Origin of the sequence: Enterobacter sp. YSU (genome assembly GCF_016082135.1) — a bacterium.
GTDB classification, from domain to species: Bacteria; Pseudomonadota; Gammaproteobacteria; order Enterobacterales; family Enterobacteriaceae; genus Enterobacter; species Enterobacter hormaechei_C.
This window is the reverse complement of the sequence record NZ_CP059487.1, coordinates 2,261,567-2,284,466: the sequence shown is the minus strand read 5'-3', so window position 1 is coordinate 2,284,466 and position 22,900 is coordinate 2,261,567. Positions and strand designations below refer to the sequence as shown.

Here is a 22,900-nt window from a genome sequence, read left to right as displayed (position 1 = left end):
TTATCACCGTCACGCTTCGACCGGATATTCGACGACCAGACGACGCGGCGCCACACGCCCTTCGCCATCCATTTCGCCCATACCGATGAATTTCCCTTCGTCACCTTCCGTCACGCGTACCAGGCCCTCAAGCGGCGCCCCCGATGTGCGAACCGGGTTTCCGTTCTTAAAGTAAACGGACGATGTTAAAGGAAGATTAACAACCGGGAAGTCCACTGCCGGACTGTCCATTGGCATCAGCAGCGGGTCCAGCAGATCGGCAGGCGCAACGCCCTGCGCTTGCGCCTGCTCAACCAGGGCGTGCAGATGCTCAAGCGTCACCATGCGTTCGACCGGATATTTGCTGACCGCCAGACGACGCAGATAAATCACATGCGCGCCGCAGCCCAGCTTTTCACCGAGGTCATCAATGATGGTGCGGATATAGGTCCCTTTCGAACAGTGTACTTCCAGCTCGAGTTCATCACCTTCGTGGCGAATGAACAGCAACTCATACACGGTAATCGGACGAGCTTCACGCGGAACCTCAATGCCCTGACGCGCATATTCGTAGAGCTTTTTGCCCTGATATTTCAGCGCCGAATACATCGACGGCACCTGTAGCGTATCACCACGGAAGCTGTCCAGCGCCGCATCAAGTTGCTCCGCGCTGAAGGTCACCGGGCGCTCTTCCACCACCAGGCCATCTGCATCGGAGGTATCCGTGCGCTGGCCCAGTTTGGCAATCACGCGGTAGCGCTTATCCGAATCCAGCAGGTACTGGGAAAACTTTGTCGCTTCCCCCAGGCAGATCGGCAGCATGCCGGTTGCCAGCGGATCCAGCGCGCCAGTGTGCCCTGCACGGTTGGCGTTATAAATACGCTTCACTTTTTGCAGCACGTCGTTGCTGGATGCGCCCTGTGGTTTATCCAGCAACAGCACGCCATGCACGTCACGACCGCGACGACGAGGACGACTCATCAGTCCTCCTTGCTGTCGTCCGCCGGGTTAACACGACGCTCATCGTCATGTTTCACCACGCTGGTCACCAGGTTGGACATACGCATACCTTCAACCAGCGAGTTGTCGTAGAAGAAGGTCAGCTCTGGCACGATACGCAGGCGCATTGCTTTGCCAAGCAGAGAGCGGATGAAACCAGAGGCTTCCTGCAACGCTTTAATGCCGTTCTTCACGGCGTCTTCATCCTGGTCATTCAGGAAAGTAACAAACACTTTGGCGTACGCCAGGTCGCGGGACATTTCCACGCCAGACACGGTGGTCATCATACCCACGCGTGGATCTTTGATTTCACGTTGCAGAATGAGAGCGATCTCTTTCTGCATCTCCTGCGCGACGCGCTGTGGGCGACCAAATTCTTTCGCCATAATAAATTCTCCAGACAAAAAAGGGGCTTAAGCCCCTTTTTAAAATTACTGCCGGGTGGCGCTTCGCTTACCCGGCCTACGCTAATTAATCTTCAGTTGACGAAGATTACGCGATGGTACGCTGAATTTCGATGATCTCGAACACTTCGATCATATCGCCAACGCGAACGTCGTTGTAGTTCTTCACGCCGATACCACATTCCATGCCGTTACGGACTTCGTTAACGTCATCTTTGAAGCGGCGCAGGGATTCCAGCTCACCTTCGTAGATAACCACGTTGTCACGCAGTACGCGGATTGGGTTGTGACGCTTGATGGTCCCTTCGGTAACCATACAGCCCGCGATCGCACCGAATTTCGGTGATTTGAACACGTCACGTACTTCAGCCAGACCGATGATCTGCTGTTTCAGCTCAGGAGACAGCATGCCGCTCATCGCTGCTTTCACTTCGTCAATCAGGTTATAGATGACGGAGTAGTAACGCAGATCCAGGCTTTCAGCATCAATCACTTTACGCGCAGATGCGTCAGCACGAACGTTGAAGCCAACCAGGATCGCGTTGGACGCTGCTGCCAGGGTTGCGTCGGTTTCGGTGATACCACCTACGCCAGAACCGATGATCTTCACTTTCACTTCGTCGGTAGACAGTTTCAGCAAGGAGTCGGAGATCGCTTCCACAGAACCCTGAACGTCCGCTTTCAGAACGATGTTCACTTCGTGAACTTCGCCTTCGGTCATGTTGGCGAACATGTTCTCGAGTTTAGATTTCTGCTGACGAGCCAGCTTCACTTCACGGAATTTACCCTGACGATACAGAGCGACTTCACGCGCTTTCTTCTCGTCACGTACCACGGTGACTTCGTCACCGGCAGCCGGAACACCGGACAGGCCGAGAATTTCCACTGGAATGGACGGACCCGCTTCCAGCACTTCCTGACCCAGTTCGTTACGCATCGCACGAACGCGACCGTATTCGAAACCACACAGAACGATGTCGCCCTTGTGCAGAGTACCTTCGCGAACCAGAACGGTTGCAACCGGACCACGACCTTTATCCAGGAAGGATTCGATTACCGCGCCGCTCGCCATACCTTTACGAACCGCTTTCAGCTCCAGAACTTCAGCCTGAAGCAGGATAGCGTTCAGCAGGTCGTCGATACCGGTACCTGCTTTTGCAGATACAGGGATGAACTGCGCTTCACCGCCCCACTCTTCCGGCATAACGCCGTACTGGGACAGTTCGTTCTTCACGCGATCCATATCGGCTTCTGGCTTATCGATTTTGTTAACTGCGACAACCAGAGGCACCTGCGCCGCTTTCGCGTGCTGGATAGCTTCAATGGTCTGTGGCATCACGCCATCGTCGGCAGCAACAACCAGAACAACGATATCCGTTGCCTGAGCACCACGAGCACGCATTGAGGTAAACGCTGCGTGGCCTGGGGTATCCAGGAAGGTGATCATGCCGTTTTCGGTTTCTACGTGGTAAGCACCAATGTGCTGGGTAATACCACCCGCTTCGCCGGAGGCAACCTTAGTAGAACGAATGTAGTCAAGCAGAGAGGTTTTACCGTGGTCAACGTGACCCATGATGGTCACGACCGGTGCGCGCGGTTCAGCCGCTGCGCCCGTATCACGGTCGCTCATTACTGCTTCTTCCAGCTCGTTTTCACGACGCAGGATAACTTTGTGACCCATCTCTTCGGCAACCAGCTGTGCGGTTTCCTGGTCGATGACCTGGTTGATGGTGGCCATTGCGCCCAGTTTCATCATCGCTTTGATGACCTGAGAGCCTTTCACCGCCATCTTGTTAGCCAGTTCGCCAACGGTGATGGTTTCGCCGATCACAACGTCACGGTTAACGGCCTGAGCAGGCTTCTGGAAGCCCTGCTGGAGAGCGGAACCTTTACGCTTGCCGCCTTTACCGCCGCGAACCGCTGCACGCGCTTCTTCACGGTCAGCTTTTGATTCAGCGTGTTTGTTACCTTTTTTCGCAGGACGCGCAGCTTTTGCACTGCGAGTACGGCCACGACCACCTTCAACTTCGCGGTCGTTGTCGTCTTCTGCCTGACGCGCATGCTGAGACGTGGTGACGTGATAATCGCTGGTATCTTCAGTTGGTTCAGCGGTATTCACACCGTTCTTCTCGTTTTCTTCTGCCATGCGACGCGCTTCTTCGGCGACGCGGCGAGCTTCTTCTTCAAGCTTGCGGCGGGCTTCTTCTTCCGCTTTACGCTTCAGCTCGGCAGCTTCATTTTCACGGCGGGCTTTTTCAGCCTGGGCAGTTTTGGTCATTTCGTCGGTCTGTTGATTGCTCACTTTGTCTTTTTCCGCAGCGTCACGCTTCGCTTTTTCACCGGCGTCGCGTTTCGCTTTTTCTGCGGCCTCACGTTCAGCTTTTAATTCTGCTTCACGTTTGGCAGTGGCTTCTGCCTCACGCTGAGCTTGTTCTTCCGCTTCACGCTGTGCCTGCTCTTCCGCGGCAAGGCGTTCTGCCTCTTGCGGATCACGTTTTACAAAGGTGCGCGTCTTGCGGACTTCAATTTGTACCGACTTGCTTTTGCCACCGGTACCAGGGATGTTCAACGTGCTACGCGTTTTACGCTGTAGCGTTAACTTGTCAGGCGTAGAGCCGTGTTCACGGTTCAGGTGCGCTAACAAGGTTTGTTTTTCTTGCGCGGTCACCGAGTCATCAGCGGACTTCGGGATCCCTGCATCAGCAAATTGCTGTACCAGGCGGTCCACGGAGGTCTGAATCTCAGCAGCCAGCGATTTTACAGTTACATCAGTCATGCTGTTCCTTCCTGCTACAGTTTATTACGCTTCGTCGCCGAACCAGCAAATATTACGTGCGGCCATGATGAGTTCGCCGGCTTTCTCGTCGGTTAAACCTTCGATATCGGCCAGGTCATCAACGCCTTGCTCAGCGAGATCTTCCAGCGTACAAACACCACGGGCAGCCAGCTTGAACGCAATCGCACGATCAAGACCTTCCAGATTCAGCAGGTCATCAGCCGGCTTCTTATCGCCAAGGCTTTCTTCCTGAGCCAGCGCCAGGGTGGTCAGTGCGTTTTTAGCGCGTTCACGCAGGGCTTCAACGGTTGGTTCATCCAGACCGTCAATTTCCAGCAGCTCTTTCATTGGCACGTAGGCCAGTTCTTCCAGCGTAGAGAAACCTTCTTCAACCAGCACAGTGGCGAAGTCTTCGTCAATGTCCAGGTATTTGGTGAAGGTATCGATCGCCGCGTGGGCTTCAGCCTGATGCTTGGCCTGAAGGTCATCAACGGTCATCACGTTGAGTTCCCAGCCGCTCAGCTGTGACGCCAGACGTACGTTCTGACCGTTACGGCCAATCGCCTGCGCCAGGTTGCCCGCTTCTACAGCGATATCCATGGTGTGTTTGTCTTCGTCAACAACGATAGACGCCACATCAGCCGGTGCCATTGCGTTGATCACGAACTGCGCCGGGTTATCGTCCCACAGAACGATATCAATGCGCTCGCCGCCCAGTTCGGTAGAAACCGCCTGAACACGTGCGCCACGCATACCGACGCAAGCACCGACCGGGTCGATACGCTTGTCGTTGGTTTTCACCGCAATTTTCGCACGGGAACCCGGATCGCGGGCCGCCGCTTTGATTTCGATAACTTCTTCGCCGATTTCCGGCACTTCGATACGGAACAGTTCAACCAGCATTTCTGGTTTAGAACGCGTCACGAACAGCTGTGCACCACGCGCTTCAGGACGTACGGCATACAGCACACCACGAATACGGTCGCCTGGGCGGAAGTTTTCACGCGGCAGCATGTCTTCGCGCAGGATCACGGCTTCAGCGTTACCCGGCAGCCCTTCGGATTTGATCTCCAGAGAGATGTTGTCGCGGTTCACTTTCTTCACCACACCAGTGATGATTTCGCCTTCCTGATCGCGGAACTGATCGACAACCAGCGCGCGCTCGGCTTCGCGAACTTTCTGCACAATAACCTGCTTCGCGGTCTGGGTGGTGATACGGTCGAAGGTAACAGATTCAATCTGATCTTCAACGTAGTCACCCACGTTCAGACTTTCGTCTTCAAAACGTGCCGCTTCCAGCGTGATCTCTTTGGTCGGTTGGGTCACTTCTTCAACGATTACCCAACGACGGAATGTATCGAAGTCACCGCTTTTACGATCGATTTCTACGCGAACATCGATCTCTTGTTCGTATTTTTTCTTGGTTGCTGTAGCCAGTGCACTTTCCAGCGCTTCGAAAATCTTCTCACGCGGCAGTGATTTCTCGTTGGAGACGGCTTCAACAACAGCCAAAATTTCTTTGTTCATCGCGGGCTTTTCACCTCAATCCAGACTGTTAAAAGTGGGGAACCAGGTTCGCCTTCTGGATATTACTCAGCGCGAACACTTCATCTTTGCCTTCGACTGTCACCGTGATCATTTCACCATCAACGGCTTTGATAATTCCCTGCCATTTACGGCGGTTCTGTACGGCCATACGCAGAACGAGAGCCACTTCTTCACCGGTAAAGCGCACGTAGTGCTCGGCCGTGAACATCGGACGATCGAGGCCAGGTGAGGAAACTTCCAGGTTGTACGCAACGGTAATCGGATCTTCAACATCAAGAACCGCACTCACCTGGTGGCTGACATCAGCACAATCATCAACATTGATGCCATCTTCACTATCAATATAGATGCGCAGTGTGGATGTACGGCCGCGAACGAATTCGATGCCGACCAGTTCGTAGCCCAGTGCTTCGACCGGCGCAGTAATCATCTCTGTTAATTTTTGCTCTAATGTGGACAAGCCCACCCCCAAGACATAAAAAAAGGGCGTAAAGCCCAGTTATTCTGTAGTCAGATAACAAAAAACCCCGATAAATCGGGGCTTTAGATAACTGAACCCTATAGCCACAACTGTGGCCTGGAGCACTCTCCGAAAGCATTTTTTCAAATCCAGCTACGAAGGCTCTAAGTCTTCACAGTATATTTGAAAAAGAACTTTATAGGAAAGTGGTTGCGGGGGCCGGATTTGAACCGACGACCTTCGGGTTATGAGCCCGACGAGCTACCAGGCTGCTCCACCCCGCGCCTGAAACGTGGCAAATTCTACGCGTTTTGGACAGAATTTGCAAATAATGCTGGGATTTGGTACCGAAGACGGGACGTAAAATCGGCGTTTAGTATATTGATAGTTGACCCCACCTGTCAACCCAACTTCAGCCAGGGCAATAAAAGGGAAATTTTTACAAAAAACGCACACGTCTCTTTCGGTCGTCGATAAAAGATGATTAAATGAATACTCACTTATTTTGCATAAACATGCATCGAGAGCGAAAGCGGCCTCTAATCAGTCAATCAAGCAGGGTTTTATTATATGACGACGATTCTCAAGCATCTCCCGGTAGGACAACGTATTGGCATCGCTTTTTCTGGCGGCCTGGATACCAGCGCTGCACTGCTGTGGATGCGCCAGAAGGGAGCGGTTCCTTATGCATATACTGCGAACCTGGGTCAGCCGGACGAGGAAGATTACGACGCGATCCCTCGTCGTGCCATGGAATATGGCGCAGAGAACGCACGTCTGATCGACTGCCGTAAGCAGCTGGTTGCCGAAGGGATTGCCGCAATCCAGTGCGGTGCTTTCCATAATACGACCGGCGGCCTGACCTATTTCAATACCACCCCGCTGGGTCGTGCCGTCACCGGCACTATGCTGGTTGCCGCCATGAAAGAAGATGGCGTGAACATCTGGGGGGACGGTAGCACCTATAAAGGCAACGATATTGAACGTTTCTATCGTTATGGCCTGCTGACCAACGCCGAGTTGCAGATCTACAAACCGTGGCTGGATACCGACTTCATCGACGAGCTGGGTGGCCGTCATGAAATGTCTGAGTTTATGATTGCCTGCGGCTTTGACTACAAGATGTCCGTTGAGAAAGCCTACTCAACCGACTCCAACATGCTGGGTGCGACGCACGAAGCGAAAGACCTGGAATTCCTGAACTCCAGCGTAAAAATTGTTAACCCGATCATGGGCGTGAAGTTCTGGGATGAGAACGTGAAGATCCCGGCGGAAGAAGTGACCGTGCGTTTCGAACGTGGTCATCCGGTTGCCCTGAACGGTAAAACCTTCTCCGACGATGTTGAACTGATGCTGGAAGCAAACCGCATCGGCGGTCGTCACGGTCTGGGTATGAGCGATCAGATCGAAAACCGTATCATTGAAGCGAAAAGCCGTGGCATTTACGAAGCGCCGGGGATGGCGCTGCTGCACATCGCTTACGAGCGTCTGCTGACCGGTATTCACAACGAAGACACCATCGAGCAGTATCACTCTCATGGCCGTCAGCTGGGCAAACTGCTGTATCAGGGTCGCTGGTTTGATCCACAGGCGCTGATGCTGCGTGACGCCCTGCAACGTTGGGTGGCAAGCGCAATCACCGGCGAAGTGACGCTGGAACTGCGTCGCGGCAATGATTACTCCATCCTCAATACCGTGTCTGACAACCTGACCTATAAAGCAGAGCGTCTGACCATGGAGAAAGGTGAGTCAGTGTTCTCTCCGGACGATCGTATTGGCCAGCTGACCATGCGTAACCTGGACATCACCGATACCCGTGAGAAGCTGTTCAACTATGTTGAGAATGGCCTGCTCTCCGCCAGTTCCGGTAATGGCCTCCCTCAGGTTGAGAACCTGGAACACAGCGATAAGAAATAATCGACAGCAAGTCATGCAAAAGGCGCCCATTGGGCGCCTTTTTTATGCTCTTCGCAGGCCCGGTAAGCGCAGCGCCACCGGGCAAAACGGCGGATGGCGCTGCGCTTACCCGCCCTACAAAAGATCGGATACACAGAATGTACACACGAAAAAAAAGACGTCTTGCGACGTCTTTCTTCTGGAATATTGGTACCGAGGATGGGACTCGAACCCACAAGCCCGTTAGGGCACTACCACCTCAAGGTAGCGTGTCTACCAATTCCACCACCTCGGTACGGAATACTTACTGCGGGATATCGCTGGTTGGCTTAGCCGGTGCAGCTGGCTGAGTTTGCTCAGTTTTTGCTGGCGCGCTCAGATTTTCCCACTCGCTTCCTTTACTGGTCTTGTTGCTGTTGATATTGCCCAGCACCAGACTGATGATGAAGAACAGCGTAGCCAGAATCGCCGTCGTACGGGTCATGAAGTTCGCAGAACCACTTGAACCGAACAGCGTACCGGAAGCGCCTGCTCCGAAGGAGGCTCCCATATCAGCGCCTTTACCTTGCTGTAGCATAATCAGCGCTACGAGAGCGATGGCTACAATAAGGAAAATAACTAAAAGAGCTTCGTACATAATCAACCTGTTCCTTGCGGATTTGCCGCATACCAATGCTTCGACCAATTAGCAGGATTTTGTTTCCCACTGAAGCGGGTGTGAATACTAACCAAAGCGAATCACCTTCGCAAGGGCATTTTCGAGGCATTGTATCAACTGCGGAAAAAAACAGCAAAAAGCCATTCATTGCTTAAAACAAAGGCGGCAAACGCCGCCTTTTTAAACACTTATTCTGAAAGATTATGCAGCTTTGACTGCATCCGCAATGCGGTGCGCAAATTCAGTTACCTGCGCTTCGTCTTCGCCTTCCACCATCACGCGGATCAGCGGCTCGGTACCCGACTTACGCAGCAGGACGCGCCCACGGCTGCCAAGAGTCGCTTCCACGTCTGCCATCACCGCTTTCACGTTATCATTTTCCAGCGGGTCGCCTTTACCCGCGGTGAAACGCACATTGACCAGAATCTGCGGGAACATTTTCATGCCGCTGCACAGATCGTGCAGGCTCATATGGTTACGCGCCATCGCGGCAACAACCTGAAGCGCCGCCACAATACCGTCACCGGTGGTGGTTTTATCGAGCAGGATCACGTGGCCGGAGTTTTCCGCGCCAATACGCCAGCCTTTCTCCTGGAGTTTTTCCAGCACGTAGCGGTCACCCACTTTCGCACGAACAAACGGGATGCCCAGCTGTTTCAACGCCAGTTCCAGGCCCATATTGCTCATCAGCGTACCCACCGCGCCACCGCGCAATTGCCCCTGACGCAGGCCTTCACGGGCAATGATGTAGAGGATCTGATCGCCATCGACCTTGTTACCTTCGTGGTCAACCATGATCACACGGTCACCATCGCCATCCAGGGCAATACCCAGATCGGCCTTTTCAGCCAGGACACGCGCCTGCAAGGCACGCACGTCTGTCGCGCCGACTTCTTCGTTGATGTTCAGACCATCCGGCTCGCAGCCGATAGTGATCACTTTGGCACCCAGCTCGCGGAACACATTCGGCGCAATGTGGTAAGTCGCACCGTTGGCACAGTCCACCACAATTTTGAGGTGTGCCAGGCTCAGCTCATTCGGGAAAGTGCCTTTGCAGAATTCAATGTAGCGGCCTGCGGCATCGACAATACGGTTTGCTTTACCCAGCTCAGCGGAGTCAACACAGGTGATCTCTTTTTCCATTTCCGCTTCAATCGCCTCTTCCACGTCATCCGGCAGTTTGGTGCCGTCGATGGAGAAGAATTTGATACCGTTGTCATAGAACGGATTATGGGAAGCTGAAATGACGATGCCCGCTTCCGCACGGAAGGTGCGGGTCAGATAGGCAACAGCAGGGGTCGGCATTGGCCCCGTAAAGGAAGCTGAAAGCCCCGCCGCCGCCAGCCCGGCTTCCAGCGCGGACTCCAGCATATAACCCGAAATACGGGTATCTTTCCCAATAATGATCTTACGGGAGCCATGACGCGCCAGCACTTTCCCCGCTGCCCAGCCCAGCTTCAGGACAAAGTCAGGGGTAATTGGCGCATCGCCTACGCGCCCACGGATGCCATCGGTACCAAAATATTTACGATTACTCATAGCGTTTGTTTTCCTTCGCTGCCAGTGTGGCTTCCACCACACGCATGGCTTCTACTGTTTCTTTTACGTCATGGACGCGAATGATGTGTGCACCTTGCATCGCGGCAATCACCGCGCAGGCCAGACTGCCGCTCAGACGTTCGCTCGGCCCGACATTCAACAACTGACCAATCATCGATTTTCTCGACATTCCCACCAGCAGTGGCAGGCCGAACTGATGAAACTCTGATAAGCGCGCAAGCAACGCGTAATTGTGTGAGAGATTTTTACCGAAACCGAAGCCCGGGTCGAGCAGCAATTTCTCTTTTGCGATACCCGCACGTTCACAGCGTTCGATATGCTCAATAAAGAAGCGGGTGACGTCGGCAAACACATCTTCATATTTTGGCGCCTCCTGCATTGTCTTAGGCTGACCCTGCATATGCATCAGACACACCGGTAGCCCGGTTTCTGCGGCGGCTTCAATCGCGCCCGGCTCGGTCAGCGAGCGGATATCATTGATAATGTGAGCGCCCACTCTCGCCACTTCACGGATCACTTCGGGTTTGGAGGTATCAACGGAGATCCACACTTCAAAGCGCCGGGCGATAGCCTCCACCACCGGCACCACGCGCGCCAGCTCTTCTTCCACCGAAACCTCCGCCGCGCCAGGCCGCGTTGACTCCCCTCCAACGTCAATGATGGTGGCACCCGCGTTAATCATTAAATTCGCGTGTTTAACCGCGTCGATAAGCGAATTATGCGTGCCGCCGTCAGAGAAGGAATCAGGCGTGACATTCAGGATCCCCATCACATGGGGATGTGAAAGGTCGAGATGCGAGTCCTGGGCGAATAGTTTCATGGTGAAGTCCCTGGGATTAATGTGGTTAAACAGATAAGAAAAACCCCGGAGCAAGCTCCAGGGTTTGAGATACAGACAAACGCTTCAACAGTAGTGACTTACTTGTCGCCCAACTGCTCTGACATGGTGTTGCCCGGGTTTGGCGTACGCGGTTCATCGACCGGACGCGGCGCACGCGGGGTGCCATTGTTGTCAGAATTGTTAGACGCGCCTGGGTCTTCCCAGCCTGCCGGCGGACGCACTTCGCGGCGCGCCATCAGGTCGTCAATCTGCGGTGCATCGATGGTCTCATATTTCATGAGCGCATCTTTCATCGAATGCAGGATGTCCATATTGTCGTTCAGGATCTGACGGGCGCGAGCGTAGTTACGTTCAATCAGCGCTTTCACTTCCTGGTCGATGATACGTGCCGTTTCATCGGACATATGTTTCGCTTTTGCCACAGAGCGGCCCAGGAATACTTCGCCCTCTTCCTCTGCATACAGCAGCGGACCGAGTTTGTCGGAGAAGCCCCACTGAGTCACCATGTTACGCGCCAGGTTTGTCGCCACTTTAATATCGTTCGACGCACCGGTGGAAACATGTTCCGCACCGTAGATAATCTCTTCAGCCAGACGACCGCCGTACAGGGTTGAAATCTGGCTTTCCAGCTTCTGACGGCTGGCGCTGATCGCGTCGCCTTCAGGCAGGAAGAAGGTCACACCCAGCGCACGACCGCGCGGAATAATCGTCACCTTGTGTACGGGATCGTGTTCCGGCACCAGACGACCGATAATCGCGTGGCCCGCTTCGTGATATGCCGTGGACTCTTTCTGCGCTTCCGTCATCACCATGGAGCGACGTTCCGCCCCCATCATGATTTTGTCTTTCGCTTTCTCGAATTCCACCATGGACACCACGCGCTTGTTACCGCGAGCGGCAAACAGTGCTGCTTCGTTGACCAGGTTAGCCAGATCCGCACCGGAGAAGCCTGGAGTACCACGCGCAATGATTGCCGCGTCGATATCTGGCGCCAGCGGTACGCGTCGCATATGCACTTTCAGAATCTGTTCACGACCGCGAACATCCGGCAGACCGACCACAACCTGACGGTCAAAACGGCCTGGACGCAGCAGCGCAGGGTCGAGTACGTCCGGACGGTTAGTTGCCGCGATAACGATGATACCTTCGTTACCTTCGAAGCCGTCCATCTCAACCAGCATCTGGTTCAGCGTCTGCTCACGTTCATCGTGACCACCACCCAGGCCTGCGCCACGCTGGCGGCCTACGGCGTCGATTTCATCGATGAAGATGATGCACGGTGCTGCCTTCTTAGCCTGCTCGAACATGTCACGCACACGAGATGCACCGACACCCACGAACATTTCAACGAAGTCAGAACCTGAAATAGTAAAGAACGGCACCTTCGCTTCACCCGCGATGGCTTTTGCCAGCAGGGTTTTACCGGTACCCGGAGGGCCGACCATCAGGACGCCTTTGGGGATCTTACCGCCCAGTTTCTGGAAACGGCTCGGCTCGCGCAGGTATTCAACCAGTTCACCCACCTCTTCTTTTGCTTCGTCACAACCTGCTACGTCAGCAAACGTGGTCTTGATCTGGTCTTCCGTCAGCATACGCGCCTTGCTCTTACCGAACGACATGGCACCTTTGCCACCACCGCCCTGCATCTGGCGCATAAAGAAGATCCAGACGCCGATAAGAAGCAGCATCGGGAACCAGGAAATGAAGATAGAAGCCAGCAGGCTTGGTTCTTCCGGCGGCTCGCCTACCACTTTGACGTTTTTGGTCAGAAGGTTATCAAGCAGCTTAGGATCGTTCACCGGGATGTAAGTCGTGTAACGGTTACTATCTTTCTTGGTAACGTTGATCTCACGTCCGTTGATACGCGCTTCGCGAACCTGGTCCTGATTGACCTCTTGCAGGAAGGTAGAATAATCCACCTTGCGGCCATTCGACTCGCTGGGCCCAAAGCTCTGGAATACTGACATCAGCACAACGGCAATGACCAGCCAGAGTATTAGGTTTTTCGCCATGTCACTCAAGGGATTAACCTCATATTACAACTGTGTTAAAAACAGCGTCAGGATACTCTATATCCAGTTTCATTCAAACTTTCGCCTGAAATCTACCGGTTATCATTTTCGCCCGGTCGCTACAATATACACTTCACGGGAACGGGCCCGGGAAGAGTCCGGCTTACGAACTTTGACCTTCGCAAACAGGGAGCGAATTTCCTTAAGATACTCCTCGAAACCTTCGCCCTGAAACACCTTCACAACAAAACTACCACCAGGCGCTAGTACATCACGACACATTTCTAACGCTAGTTCCACCAGATACATGGCGCGGGGGATATCCACCGCCGGTGTTCCACACATATTTGGCGCCATATCCGACATGACAACCTGGACCTTACTGTCACCTACACGATCAAGTAGTGCTTTAAGCACTAATTCATCACGAAAGTCGCCCTGAAGGAAGTCGACACCGACGATGGGATCCATTGGTAAAAGATCGCATGCGATGATTCGGCCCGTTCCGCCGATCTGCGTAACCGCATACTGGGACCATCCGCCAGGTGCCGCACCGAGGTCGACCACCGTCATTCCCGGTTTAAAAAGTTTGTCACTTTGCTGTATTTCATCAAGTTTAAACCAGGCGCGGGAACGCAACCCCTTTTTCTGCGCCTGTTGAACATATTTATCGCTAAAGTGTTCCTGAAGCCAGCGGCTGGAGCTGGCAGAACGCTTTTTACCTGTCATTTAACATTTCCGTCCTGGTTCATCGTTGCTTGCCTGTGACGTAAATTTCTACGCAGCTATTTGGCGATATTAGGGAGATGGCGGTAGAATGAACCGTTTTCAATCCCAACGTAAGCAAAAATATACGATGAATCTGAGTACTAAACAAAAACAGCACCTTAAAGGTCTGGCACATCCGCTCAAGCCTGTAGTGATGCTTGGCAACAATGGTTTGACCGAAGGGGTGCTTGCCGAGATTGAACAAGCGCTGGAACACCACGAGCTGATCAAGGTGAAAATCGCCTCTGAAGACAGAGACACTAAAAACCTGATCGTGGAAGCCATCGTGCGCGAAACCGGCGCCTGTAATGTACAGGTCATCGGTAAAACGCTGGTGCTCTATCGCCCATCAAAAGAGCGCAAAATCTCGCTGCCACGTTAAGGATATCCTGAATCGAACACATTTTCTGTGTGAAACGAGGGATTTCTTTCAGCAGGCGAGCAAAATGCCATGCTCCTTGAGTTGATAAAAGGCCGCTATGCGGCCTTTTTCTTTTCTTTACAATGTATCAACATCTTAGTAGAGAAGCGAATTACAGGTATTCAACCTTAATAATTTCGTATTCCACTTCACCACCAGGGGTGCGGATGGTGACCACATCGTCCTGCTCTTTGCCAATCAGGCCACGAGCAATCGGCGAGTTCACCGAAATCAGGTTCTGTTTGAAGTCCGCTTCATCATCACCCACGATGCGATAGGTCTGCTCTTCGTCGTTGTCCAGATTCAGGACGCTGACGGTAGAACCGAAGATCACACGGCCATTATTTGGCATTTTGGTGATATCGATAACCTGCGCGTTAGACAGTTTCGCCTCGATATCTTTAATGCGCCCCTCACAGAAACCCTGCTGCTCACGCGCCGCGTGGTATTCAGCATTCTCTTTCAGGTCGCCATGCTCACGCGCTTCCGCGATAGCGGCGATGATTTCAGGGCGACGCACGGATTTGAGAAAATCCAGCTCTTCGCGCAGTTTTTCGGCACCACGTAAGGTCATCGGAATAGCTTGCATTTGTTATACCTCTTAAACATTCCTGTTGGGAGCAGTGTTCCCTGCTCCAGCCCACCTGAACAGGCCAGAAGCAAAAAGAAAACCGACCCGGGAGCAACGCCCCAGGTCAGCAGCAATTTTTCAATTTGATACGCATTTTACCGCGAAGTTCACTATGGGTCATCGTTTACTTTACAGTGCCATGCACCGTAGTATGACGGTTTGTTTTCGGGTTGTTAGCGCGAGATTATGCGATTTTCCAGTTTTATCATCGGATTGACTACCAGTATAACGTTCACCGTTCAGGCCGCGAATGTTGATGAGTACATTAATCAACTGCCCGCCGGCGCGAACCTTGCCCTGATGGTGCAGAAGGTTGGCGCGCAGGCTCCCGAGATTGACTATCACAGTCAACAGATGGCGCTGCCTGCCAGTACCCAGAAGGTGATCACTGCCCTCGCCGCCCTGCTCCAGCTCGGGCCTGACTTCCGTTTTACTACCACCCTTGAAACCAGAGGTAACGTTGAGGGTGGCGAACTGAAAGGCGATCTTATCGCCCGTTTTGGTGGCGATCCCACCTTTAAGCGCCAGGATGTCCGCAATATGGTGGCGGTACTGAAAAAATCCGGCGTAACAAAAATTGATGGCAACGTGCTGATCGACACCTCCATTTTCGCCAGCCACGATAAAGCGCCTGGCTGGCCGTGGAACGACATGACGCAGTGCTTTAGCGCCCCGCCAGCCGCCGCCATCGTTGACCGTAACTGCTTCTCCGTATCGCTTTACAGCGCGCCAAAACCAAATGACTTAGCTTTTATCCGCGTGGCCTCATACTACCCGGTCACGATGTTCAGCCAGGTGCGGACGCTGGCGAAAGGCTCTCCGGAGGCGCAGTATTGCGAGCTGGACGTGGTACCAGGCGATCTCAATCGCTATACGCTCACCGGCTGCCTGACCCAGCGGGCCGACCCCCTCCCGCTGGCCTTTGCCATTCAGGATGGCGCTGGCTATGCCGGTGCCATTTTTAAAGATGAACTGAAGCAGGCGGGCATAACCTACACTGGAACGCTGCTGCGCCAGACGCAGGTAAATGAGCCAGGCACGGTGATTGCCAGCAAACAGTCCGCGCCACTGCATGATTTGCTTAAGATTATGCTGAAAAAGTCGGATAACATGATTGCCGATACGGTGTTCCGCATGATCGGGCACGCGCGCTTTGGTGTGCCGGGCACCTGGCGGGCCGGTTCTGATGCCGTACGTCAGATCCTGCGCCAGCAGGCAGGTATCGATCTGGGCAATACGATCGCCGTTGATGGTTCCGGTTTATCGCGTCATAACCTGATCTCCCCGGCCACCATGATGCAGGTGTTGCAGTATATTGCTCAGCATGACGCTGAGCTAAACTTTATTACGATGCTGCCGCTTGCCGGACATGACGGCTCTCTTCAGTACCGCGCGGGCCTTCACGCTGCGGGCGTGGATGGCAAAGTGTCAGCCAAAACGGGTTCCCTGCAAGGCGTTTACAACCTTGCCGGTTTTATCACGACCGCCAGCGGGCAACGCATGGCATTTGTGCAGTATCTTTCCGGCTATGCCGTCGAACCGGCTGACCAGCGCAATCGCCGTATTCCACTGGTGCGTTTCGAAAGCAGGCTCTATAAGGACATCTACCAGAATAACTAGCGATGAAACTACTGATAGTTGAAGACGATCTGTTATTGCAGGAAGGATTAGCGCTGGCGCTGGGGAATGAAGGCTACGCCCTGGATTGTGCCGCCACGGCCGCTGAAGCAGATGCCCTGATCCAGAGCGGTGAATACAGCCTCGTGATCCTGGATTTGGGGCTGCCGGATAAAGACGGCGCGACGCTGCTCTGCCAGTGGCGTCGTCGCGGGGTTGAGAATCCCGTCTTGATTCTCACCGCCCGCGATGCCATCGAAGACAGAATTAACGGGCTGGATTCTGGCGCTGACGATTATCTGGTAAAACCCTTCGCCCTTGCCGAGCTACAGGCTCGCGTTCGGGCGTTGATCCGCCGCTATCAGGGCCACAGCGACAACCTGCTGACGGACGGAGATATCACCCTCAATCTGCAAACTCAGCAGGTGCTGCGCCAGTCTCAGCCTGTGGAAGTGACGCCAAAAGAGTTCGCTCTGCTGACGCGCCTGATCATGCGCAGCGGGCAGACCGTGCACCGTGAAACGCTGCAACAGGACATCTACTCCTGGCAGGACGATCCAGGATCAAACACGCTTGAAGTTCACATTCATAATCTGCGGCGCAAGCTCGGTAAAGATCGCATCAAAACCGTACGCGGCGTGGGTTACCGTCTGGAGAGCCAGAAATGAACAGTATGCGCCGGCGATTAATGGTGTTGCTGGCGGTTATTCTGCTATTTTTTCAACTCATTAGCGTTGTCTGGCTGTGGCATGAGAGCCGCGAGCAGATCGGTTTTCTGGTGAACGAAACGTTGTCCGCCAAAGCGCGCAACAACCATGTCGAAAAAGAGATCCGCGAAGCCATTGCCTCCCTGCTGGTCCCTTCTCTGGTGATGGTCGGTTTTACCCTGCTCTTCTCATTCTGGGCAGTCACCTGGATCACCCGACCACTCAACAAACTTCGCGCCAGCCTTGCGAACCGCTCGGCGGATAATCTGACTCCCCTGCCGATGTATTCCGATATGGAAGAGATAGGCGCTGTGACCGCGTCGCTCAATCAACTCCTCGCCCGGCTGGACCACACTGTTCAACAGGAACGCCTGTTTACCGCCGATGCGGCACACGAGTTACGTACGCCGCTTGCGGGGATCAGGCTCCATCTGGAACTGATGGCTCAGTCCGGTTCCCCGCAGGCCACGCCACTGATAAGCCGTATCGATCAGCTGATGCACACGGTGGAACAGCTGCTGATGCTGGCGCGTGCCGGACAGGCGATGGCCAGCGGCCATTACGATACCGTGAACTGGACAGAAACGATCATTGCTCCGCTCAGTCTGGAGCATGAAGCCAAAGAGCATACGGTAATATGGCCGGCCCACAGCGCGCTGACGGTACAGGGGGACGCCGTCCTGTTACGTCTGATGCTAAGGAACCTTCTGGAGAATGCCGCCCGCTACAGCCCGGCAGGCACAACCATTGAAGTGGCATTAACAGCGACGGAGGGCGGTACCCGGGTGAGCGTTACCGATCAGGGGCCGGGTATTGATGAGGCGCACCGCCAGTCGATCACCGAAGCTTTCCGACGTCTCGACCAGCGCTACGGCGGCAGCGGCCTTGGGCTGAGCATCGTACAGCGTATCGTACAGCTCCATCATGGCCATTTAACGCTGGAGAACGGCGCTGAGGGCGGCCTCATCGCCAGCTGTTGGTTACCGGCGAAAATAGGATAAAAAAAAAGCCCCGTTAAGGGGCTTTATACAGGGTTAGTGCTTGTAGATGAACTCGACGCCTTCTTCGTCGTCTTCATCCCAGTCATCGTCCCAGTCTTCATCATCTTCTTCCGCTTCCAGCTCTTCGAGCTGCTGGCGGTGGTAGTCATCCCACATGAATTCGACTTTTTCAGGCTGTTTCGCCTCTTCTGCCTGAACAACCGGATTCTCGATGATAAAGGTCATCACATCCCAGCAGAGATCTTTCACGCCAACCTGGCTGGCGGCAGAGATCAGATAGTACTTATCTTCCCAACCCATCGCGTCGGCAATCGCTTTAGCTTTCGCTTCAGCTTCCGCTTTATCCATCAGGTCGATCTTGTTAAATACCAGCCAGCGCGGTTTTTGCGCCAGTTTTTCACTGTATTTCTCCAGCTCGCCGATAATAATACGGGCGTTTTCAACCGGATCGGAACCGTCGATTGGATCGATGTCGATGAGGTGCAACAGTACGCGACAACGCTCAAGGTGCTTCAGGAAGCGAATACCCAGACCGGCGCCTTCTGCTGCCCCTTCAATCAGACCCGGGATGTCAGCGACCACAAAGCTCTTCTCGTTATCCATACGGACAACGCCCAGGCTCGGCACCAGCGTCGTAAACGGATAATCCGCTACTTTGGGTTTCGCCGCAGAGACCGCACGGATAAACGTCGATTTACCGGCGTTTGGCATACCCAGCATCCCCACATCCGCCAGCAGCATCAGTTCCAGTTGCAGGTCGCGCTTATCACCCGGGGTACCCATGGTTTTCTGACGCGGGGTACGGTTAACGGAAGATTTGAAACGGCTGTTACCCAGACCATGCCAGCCGCCTTTCGCCACCATCAGGCGCTGACCGTGTTTGGTCATATCACCCATGGTTTCGCCCGTGCCCTGATCGATGACACGCGTACCCACCGGCACTTTGATCGTCACGTCTTTACCGCGTTTACCGGTACAGTCGCGGCTCTGGCCGTTCTGGCCACGCTCGGCGCGGAAAGATTTTTCGAAACGGTAGTCGATCAGCGTGTTGAGGTTTTCATCCGCCTCCAGCCACACGTCGCCACCGTCCCCACCGTCACCGCCGTCAGGACCGCCACGAGGAATATATTTTTCACGGCGGAAGCTTACACAACCGTTACCGCCATCACCTGCCACGACCAGAATCGTCGCTTCATCAACAAACTTCATTTTACTCTCCGTAACTCATTCGCCTGAGCGGGGGACTATTACAACCGCTTCATTTTTGCGCCAACGCCCCCAGAGACGATGACCAATGGCGGAATACATCGCGCCCGCAACCACGACAAACGCACCGAGATAACCCAACAGGTTGAGCATCGGCTTGACGAAGACATCGGGCCAGGCCATTGATAACAAATCTGAAAATAACAGCGTAAACAGCGGGGTAAGCGTGATTAAGGCGCTCACCTGTGCTGCCTGCCAGCGCGCCATGGCTTCAGCCAGAGCGCCATAACCGACCAGCGTATTCAGCCCACAAAAAATGAGGCACGCCAGTTGCCAGTCGCTGAGCTGGGTAATTACGCCCGGCTTCGCTAAAGGCAATAATGCCAGTGTACACAAAGTGTACAGCAAAAAGAGGATCTGCTGTGAGGCAAGACGGCGCAATAACACCTTTTGCGCGACGCCATAACTCACCCAGACCGTTGCTGCACCCACCCCAAAAATGACACCCCAGGTGTAATCCGTCAGGCGGGTAAAAATCTCAATCAGGCTGGTGTTAAAGAACATCACCAGCCCGCAAAGCAGCATGCTTGCCCCGATGATCTGCGTGCCGCGCATCTTCTCCTTGAGGATGAATACGCTGGCGACCATCATGCCGACCGGTGAAAGCTGACCAATCACCTGCGACGCTGTAGGGCTAAGATATTGCAGGGAAGAGCTGAACAGAATGAAGTTACCGAACAGACCGCCCGTCGCGATAGCCAGTAACACCAGCCAACGCGGTTTTCGGAAGATGCGCAGCGGTGGCAGCTTACCTTTGACGGCCAGAATGGCGCCCAGGCCTATGCTTGCCATCAGGAAGCGATAAAACACCACCGTCGGTGGCTCCATGACTTCCAGTACCTGCTTCATTGCAATTGGCAGCGCACCCCAGCACATTGCGGTAGTGAGCGCCAAAAGAATACCCATGCCGGCCTGCTGCTTCATGCCCGTTTTCCCTACAGAAAATTTTCCGGGTTTCCAATGTAAAAAGCCCCGCAACACGTTGCGGGGCTTTAATCCGTTACCGGACCGAGAAAACCTTACTCAGCAACGATGCTGATGTATTTACGGTTGTTCGGGCCTTTAACTTCAAATTTCACTTTACCGTCTGCTTTAGCAAACAGAGTGTGGTCACGACCGCAACCTACGTTGGTACCCGCGTGGAACTTGGTGCCACGCTGACGAACGATGATGCTACCCGCCAGAACGGATTCGCCACCGAAACGCTTAACGCCCAGGCGTTTAGCTTCTGAATCGCGACCGTTACGTGTGGAGCCGCCAGCCTTTTTATGTGCCATTTAAATCTCTCCTCAGGTCTTAGGCGCTGATGCCAGTAATTTTCACATCAGTGAACCACTGACGGTGGCCCTGCTGCTTACGATAGTGTTTACGACGACGAAACTTAACGATTTTAACTTTCTCGCCACGACCGTGAGCAACAACTTCAGCTTTGATAACGCCGCCATCAACGAAAGGAACGCCGATTTTGACTTCTTCACCGTTTGCGATCATCAGAACTTCAGCGAACTCAACAGATTCGCCAGTTGCGATGTCCAGCTTTTCCAGGCGAACGGTCTGACCTTCGCTTACTCGGTGTTGTTTACCACCACTTTGGAAAACCGCGTACATATAAACTCCGCTTCCGCGCACATCCTCGTATGATTCAGAGTGCGCTATAAATATTCACAATAGGGCGCGAATATTACGCAAAACGCGAGCCTTTGACAAGTGCTACCATCAATACATGAAGAAAAAAAACACAACACGTACGGTAACGTTTATCTGAGCCGTTTTTTCAGTACAATCAGCAATACTATTTATAAACCGAAACCCTTTGTGTACCCATCTCGTGTGGGATAAACAGGATAAAAAGCCCGGCTTTTGCGATGAATTTAGAAAAAATCAATGAGTTAACCGCGCAAGATATGGCGGGTGTGAATGCAGCAATCCTGGAGCAACTCAACTCTGACGTTCAGCTGATCAATCAGTTGGGCTATTACATCGTCAGCGGCGGCGGTAAACGTATTCGTCCGATGATTGCCATTCTGGCCGCACGCGCGGTTGGCTATCAGGGAAATGCCCACGTCACGATCGCGGCGCTGATCGAATTTATCCACACCGCCACCCTGCTTCACGACGATGTTGTGGATGAATCAGACATGCGTCGTGGTAAAGCCACCGCCAACGCCGCGTTTGGTAATGCGGCAAGCGTTCTGGTAGGCGATTTTATCTATACCCGCGCCTTCCAGATGATGACCAGCCTTGGCTCGCTGAAGGTGCTGGAAGTGATGTCAGAAGCCGTGAACGTTATCGCTGAAGGTGAAGTCCTACAGCTGATGAACGTCAACGACCCGGACATCACCGAAGAAAACTATATGCGGGTGATTTACAGCAAGACCGCACGTCTGTTCGAAGCCGCCGCGCAATGCTCCGGCATTCTGGCAGGCTGTAGCGAAGCTCAGGAAAAGGGCCTTCAGGACTATGGCCGTTACCTCGGCACCGCGTTCCAGCTGATTGATGATTTGCTGGACTACAGCGCGGATGGCGAAACGCTCGGTAAAAACGTCGGCGATGACCTGAACGAAGGCAAGCCAACGCTGCCGCTGCTCCACGCGATGCGCAATGGCACACCAGAGCAGGCGAAAATGATCCGGGAGGCTATCGAGCAGGGAAATGGACGCCATCTTCTGGAACCGGTACTGGAAACAATGGCTATCTGCGGCTCCCTGGAATGGACGCGTCAGCGCGCTGAAGAAGAAGCGGACAAAGCCATCGCCGCCATTCAGGTCATTCCCGACAGCCCATGGCGTGATGCGCTAATCGGCCTCGCGCACATCGCCGTCCAGCGCGACCGATAATCCCCTCCTCATCTCCCTGCTCCCACGCAGGGAGATTCCAGTACACACCAATAAATTACATTTCCGCGTAAGCCCATCGGGTTACAGGCCGCATGTATAAAGCCGTGCCTTATTCTGAATATTGCTTCTCGTAACATGAACTTTTTAGAACACATGTTCGAAGTGAGTATAGTAATGCTGTCTTTTCACACGAAACGACGTGGACGATAACGAACACAAGGACAGCATTATGGATACAAAATTCATCGACTGGCATTCTGCTGACATTATTGCGGCACTGCGTAAAAAAGGAACATCGCTGGCTGCCGAATCACGTCGTCATGGGCTAAGCTCGTCGACGCTGGCAAACGCCCTGACCCGCCCATGGCCGAAGGGGGAACTGATTATCGCGACGGCGCTGGATACGCATCCGTGGGTGATATGGCCGTCACGCTACCACGATCCTATTACCCATGAATTTATCGACAGAACGCGCATGATGCGCCAGGGCAAAACGAAGAAAGCACATCAGGACTGATG

At 53.7% G+C, this 22,900-nt stretch carries 22 protein-coding genes and 2 tRNA genes; 7 read left to right on the top strand and 17 right to left on the bottom strand.

Annotated features, from left to right (window positions below; all coding sequences use genetic code 11):
- Positions 1 to 9: 9 nt before the first annotated feature.
- The 6 genes from truB to H2Z33_RS11050 all read right to left on the bottom strand — a co-directional run bounded on the left by truB (position 10) and on the right by H2Z33_RS11050 (position 6,450).
- The gene (gene truB, locus H2Z33_RS11075; protein WP_017693918.1) at positions 10 to 960 is read right to left on the bottom strand and encodes a tRNA pseudouridine(55) synthase TruB; all 951 of its coding nucleotides are present in this window, start codon (positions 958 to 960) and stop codon (positions 10 to 12) included.
- Positions 960 to 1,364 carry a 30S ribosome-binding factor RbfA gene (gene rbfA / locus H2Z33_RS11070; RefSeq protein WP_003861793.1) on the bottom strand — a complete coding sequence of 135 codons (405 nt, stop codon included), beginning with the start codon at positions 1,362 to 1,364 and terminating at the stop codon, positions 960 to 962. The genes truB and rbfA overlap by 1 nt, the downstream gene beginning before the upstream one ends.
- 106 nt (positions 1,365 to 1,470) lie before the next feature.
- Positions 1,471 to 4,158: a translation initiation factor IF-2 gene (gene infB / locus H2Z33_RS11065; protein ID WP_006812117.1), complete on the bottom strand. Its 2,688-nt coding sequence runs from the start codon at positions 4,156 to 4,158 to the stop codon at positions 1,471 to 1,473.
- Between the two features lie 24 nt (positions 4,159 to 4,182).
- Positions 4,183 to 5,685 carry a transcription termination factor NusA gene (gene nusA / locus H2Z33_RS11060; protein ID WP_003861798.1) on the bottom strand — a complete coding sequence of 501 codons (1,503 nt, stop codon included), beginning with the start codon at positions 5,683 to 5,685 and terminating at the stop codon, positions 4,183 to 4,185.
- Positions 5,686 to 5,713: 28 nt separating this feature from the next.
- Entirely contained in the window at positions 5,714 to 6,166 is a 453-nt protein-coding gene (rimP, locus tag H2Z33_RS11055; protein ID WP_014833432.1) for a ribosome maturation factor RimP, read from the bottom strand.
- Between the two features lie 207 nt (positions 6,167 to 6,373).
- Positions 6,374 to 6,450: transfer RNA gene (locus tag H2Z33_RS11050), tRNA-Met, on the bottom strand.
- Between the two features lie 286 nt (positions 6,451 to 6,736).
- Between H2Z33_RS11050 and argG the strand changes: the two genes are divergently transcribed.
- On the top strand, positions 6,737 to 8,083 hold the full coding sequence (gene argG / locus H2Z33_RS11045) for an argininosuccinate synthase (protein ID WP_015571974.1): 1,347 nt from the start codon (positions 6,737 to 6,739) through the stop codon (positions 8,081 to 8,083).
- Positions 8,084 to 8,270: 187 nt separating this feature from the next.
- Here the strand turns inward: argG and H2Z33_RS11040 are convergent.
- From H2Z33_RS11040 to rlmE, 6 genes are all read right to left on the bottom strand, one after another.
- Positions 8,271 to 8,357 (bottom strand) — tRNA-Leu (locus H2Z33_RS11040).
- Positions 8,358 to 8,366: 9 nt separating this feature from the next.
- On the bottom strand, positions 8,367 to 8,699 hold the full coding sequence (gene secG / locus H2Z33_RS11035) for a preprotein translocase subunit SecG (RefSeq protein ID WP_003861803.1): 333 nt from the start codon (positions 8,697 to 8,699) through the stop codon (positions 8,367 to 8,369).
- Between the two features lie 222 nt (positions 8,700 to 8,921).
- The gene (glmM, locus tag H2Z33_RS11030; protein WP_017693917.1) at positions 8,922 to 10,259 is read right to left on the bottom strand and encodes a phosphoglucosamine mutase; all 1,338 of its coding nucleotides are present in this window, start codon (positions 10,257 to 10,259) and stop codon (positions 8,922 to 8,924) included.
- Positions 10,252 to 11,100 carry a dihydropteroate synthase gene (gene folP, locus H2Z33_RS11025; RefSeq protein ID WP_003861807.1) on the bottom strand — a complete coding sequence of 283 codons (849 nt, stop codon included), beginning with the start codon at positions 11,098 to 11,100 and terminating at the stop codon, positions 10,252 to 10,254. The genes glmM and folP overlap by 8 nt, the downstream gene beginning before the upstream one ends.
- 98 nt (positions 11,101 to 11,198) lie before the next feature.
- Positions 11,199 to 13,133, bottom strand: coding sequence for an ATP-dependent zinc metalloprotease FtsH (ftsH, locus tag H2Z33_RS11020; protein ID WP_003861810.1), 1,935 nt, complete (start codon positions 13,131 to 13,133; stop codon positions 11,199 to 11,201).
- Positions 13,134 to 13,235: 102 nt separating this feature from the next.
- Entirely contained in the window at positions 13,236 to 13,862 is a 627-nt protein-coding gene (rlmE, locus tag H2Z33_RS11015; protein ID WP_003861812.1) for a 23S rRNA (uridine(2552)-2'-O)-methyltransferase RlmE, read from the bottom strand.
- Positions 13,863 to 13,989: 127 nt separating this feature from the next.
- On the opposite strand from rlmE, the gene yhbY reads away from it, so the two are divergent.
- Positions 13,990 to 14,283 (top strand): ribosome assembly RNA-binding protein YhbY, encoded by a 294-nt coding sequence (gene yhbY / locus H2Z33_RS11010; RefSeq protein ID WP_003861814.1) that lies wholly within the window; start codon positions 13,990 to 13,992, stop codon positions 14,281 to 14,283.
- A 151-nt stretch (positions 14,284 to 14,434) separates the two neighbouring features.
- Here yhbY and greA read toward each other — a convergent pair whose 3' ends face one another.
- Complete coding sequence (gene greA / locus H2Z33_RS11005) at positions 14,435 to 14,911, bottom strand: transcription elongation factor GreA (protein WP_006812122.1); 477 nt, start codon at positions 14,909 to 14,911, stop codon at positions 14,435 to 14,437.
- A 228-nt stretch (positions 14,912 to 15,139) separates the two neighbouring features.
- On the opposite strand from greA, the gene dacB reads away from it, so the two are divergent.
- From dacB to pmrB, 3 genes are read left to right on the top strand one after another with little or no spacing between them, the layout of a single operon-like run.
- On the top strand, positions 15,140 to 16,573 hold the full coding sequence (dacB, locus tag H2Z33_RS11000) for a serine-type D-Ala-D-Ala carboxypeptidase (protein ID WP_003861817.1): 1,434 nt from the start codon (positions 15,140 to 15,142) through the stop codon (positions 16,571 to 16,573).
- A 2-nt stretch (positions 16,574 to 16,575) separates the two neighbouring features.
- Entirely contained in the window at positions 16,576 to 17,238 is a 663-nt protein-coding gene (pmrA, locus tag H2Z33_RS10995; RefSeq protein ID WP_003861819.1) for a two-component system response regulator PmrA, read from the top strand.
- Positions 17,235 to 18,278 carry a two-component system sensor histidine kinase PmrB gene (gene pmrB / locus H2Z33_RS10990; RefSeq protein WP_063135408.1) on the top strand — a complete coding sequence of 348 codons (1,044 nt, stop codon included), beginning with the start codon at positions 17,235 to 17,237 and terminating at the stop codon, positions 18,276 to 18,278. The genes pmrA and pmrB overlap by 4 nt, the downstream gene beginning before the upstream one ends.
- A 33-nt stretch (positions 18,279 to 18,311) precedes the next feature.
- Here pmrB and cgtA read toward each other — a convergent pair whose 3' ends face one another.
- The 4 genes from cgtA to rplU all read right to left on the bottom strand — a co-directional run bounded on the left by cgtA (position 18,312) and on the right by rplU (position 21,152).
- Positions 18,312 to 19,487: an Obg family GTPase CgtA gene (gene cgtA / locus H2Z33_RS10985; RefSeq protein ID WP_006812124.1), complete on the bottom strand. Its 1,176-nt coding sequence runs from the start codon at positions 19,485 to 19,487 to the stop codon at positions 18,312 to 18,314.
- Positions 19,488 to 19,502: 15 nt separating this feature from the next.
- Entirely contained in the window at positions 19,503 to 20,468 is a 966-nt protein-coding gene (locus H2Z33_RS10980) for a DMT family transporter (protein WP_015571979.1), read from the bottom strand.
- Between the two features lie 95 nt (positions 20,469 to 20,563).
- Positions 20,564 to 20,821, bottom strand: a complete 258-nt coding sequence (gene rpmA / locus H2Z33_RS10975) for a 50S ribosomal protein L27 (RefSeq protein ID WP_003861831.1) — start codon at positions 20,819 to 20,821, stop codon at positions 20,564 to 20,566.
- A 19-nt stretch (positions 20,822 to 20,840) separates the two neighbouring features.
- Complete coding sequence (gene rplU / locus H2Z33_RS10970) at positions 20,841 to 21,152, bottom strand: 50S ribosomal protein L21 (RefSeq protein ID WP_003025032.1); 312 nt, start codon at positions 21,150 to 21,152, stop codon at positions 20,841 to 20,843.
- Positions 21,153 to 21,409: 257 nt separating this feature from the next.
- On the opposite strand from rplU, the gene ispB reads away from it, so the two are divergent.
- A complete protein-coding gene (ispB, locus tag H2Z33_RS10965; RefSeq protein ID WP_006812126.1) occupies positions 21,410 to 22,381 on the top strand; it encodes an octaprenyl diphosphate synthase in 972 nt (323 codons plus the stop codon).
- Positions 22,382 to 22,610: 229 nt separating this feature from the next.
- Positions 22,611 to 22,898 (top strand): DNA-binding transcriptional regulator SfsB, encoded by a 288-nt coding sequence (gene sfsB / locus H2Z33_RS10960; protein ID WP_020480545.1) that lies wholly within the window; start codon positions 22,611 to 22,613, stop codon positions 22,896 to 22,898.
- Positions 22,899 to 22,900 lie beyond the last annotated feature (2 nt).

Excerpts from the sequence above, each read along its gene's own strand:
- truB (WP_017693918.1), bottom strand. The coding sequence starts at position 960 with ATGAGTCGTCCTCGTCGTCGCGGTCGTGACGTGCATGGCGTGCTGTTG.
- rbfA (WP_003861793.1), bottom strand. The coding sequence starts at position 1,364 with ATGGCGAAAGAATTTGGTCGCCCACAGCGCGTCGCGCAGGAGATGCAG.
- infB (WP_006812117.1), bottom strand. The coding sequence starts at position 4,158 with ATGACTGATGTAACTGTAAAATCGCTGGCTGCTGAGATTCAGACCTCC.
- nusA (WP_003861798.1), bottom strand. The coding sequence starts at position 5,685 with ATGAACAAAGAAATTTTGGCTGTTGTTGAAGCCGTCTCCAACGAGAAA.
- argG (WP_015571974.1), top strand. The coding sequence starts at position 6,737 with ATGACGACGATTCTCAAGCATCTCCCGGTAGGACAACGTATTGGCATC.
- secG (WP_003861803.1), bottom strand. The coding sequence starts at position 8,699 with ATGTACGAAGCTCTTTTAGTTATTTTCCTTATTGTAGCCATCGCTCTC.
- glmM (WP_017693917.1), bottom strand. The coding sequence starts at position 10,259 with ATGAGTAATCGTAAATATTTTGGTACCGATGGCATCCGTGGGCGCGTA.
- folP (WP_003861807.1), bottom strand. The coding sequence starts at position 11,100 with ATGAAACTATTCGCCCAGGACTCGCATCTCGACCTTTCACATCCCCAT.
- ftsH (WP_003861810.1), bottom strand. The coding sequence starts at position 13,133 with ATGGCGAAAAACCTAATACTCTGGCTGGTCATTGCCGTTGTGCTGATG.
- rlmE (WP_003861812.1), bottom strand. The coding sequence starts at position 13,862 with ATGACAGGTAAAAAGCGTTCTGCCAGCTCCAGCCGCTGGCTTCAGGAA.
- yhbY (WP_003861814.1), top strand. The coding sequence starts at position 13,990 with ATGAATCTGAGTACTAAACAAAAACAGCACCTTAAAGGTCTGGCACAT.
- greA (WP_006812122.1), bottom strand. The coding sequence starts at position 14,911 with ATGCAAGCTATTCCGATGACCTTACGTGGTGCCGAAAAACTGCGCGAA.
- dacB (WP_003861817.1), top strand. The coding sequence starts at position 15,140 with ATGCGATTTTCCAGTTTTATCATCGGATTGACTACCAGTATAACGTTC.
- pmrA (WP_003861819.1), top strand. The coding sequence starts at position 16,576 with ATGAAACTACTGATAGTTGAAGACGATCTGTTATTGCAGGAAGGATTA.
- pmrB (WP_063135408.1), top strand. The coding sequence starts at position 17,235 with ATGAACAGTATGCGCCGGCGATTAATGGTGTTGCTGGCGGTTATTCTG.
- cgtA (WP_006812124.1), bottom strand. The coding sequence starts at position 19,487 with ATGAAGTTTGTTGATGAAGCGACGATTCTGGTCGTGGCAGGTGATGGC.
- H2Z33_RS10980 (WP_015571979.1), bottom strand. The coding sequence starts at position 20,468 with ATGAAGCAGCAGGCCGGCATGGGTATTCTTTTGGCGCTCACTACCGCA.
- rpmA (WP_003861831.1), bottom strand. The coding sequence starts at position 20,821 with ATGGCACATAAAAAGGCTGGCGGCTCCACACGTAACGGTCGCGATTCA.
- rplU (WP_003025032.1), bottom strand. The coding sequence starts at position 21,152 with ATGTACGCGGTTTTCCAAAGTGGTGGTAAACAACACCGAGTAAGCGAA.
- ispB (WP_006812126.1), top strand. The coding sequence starts at position 21,410 with ATGAATTTAGAAAAAATCAATGAGTTAACCGCGCAAGATATGGCGGGT.
- sfsB (WP_020480545.1), top strand. The coding sequence starts at position 22,611 with ATGGATACAAAATTCATCGACTGGCATTCTGCTGACATTATTGCGGCA.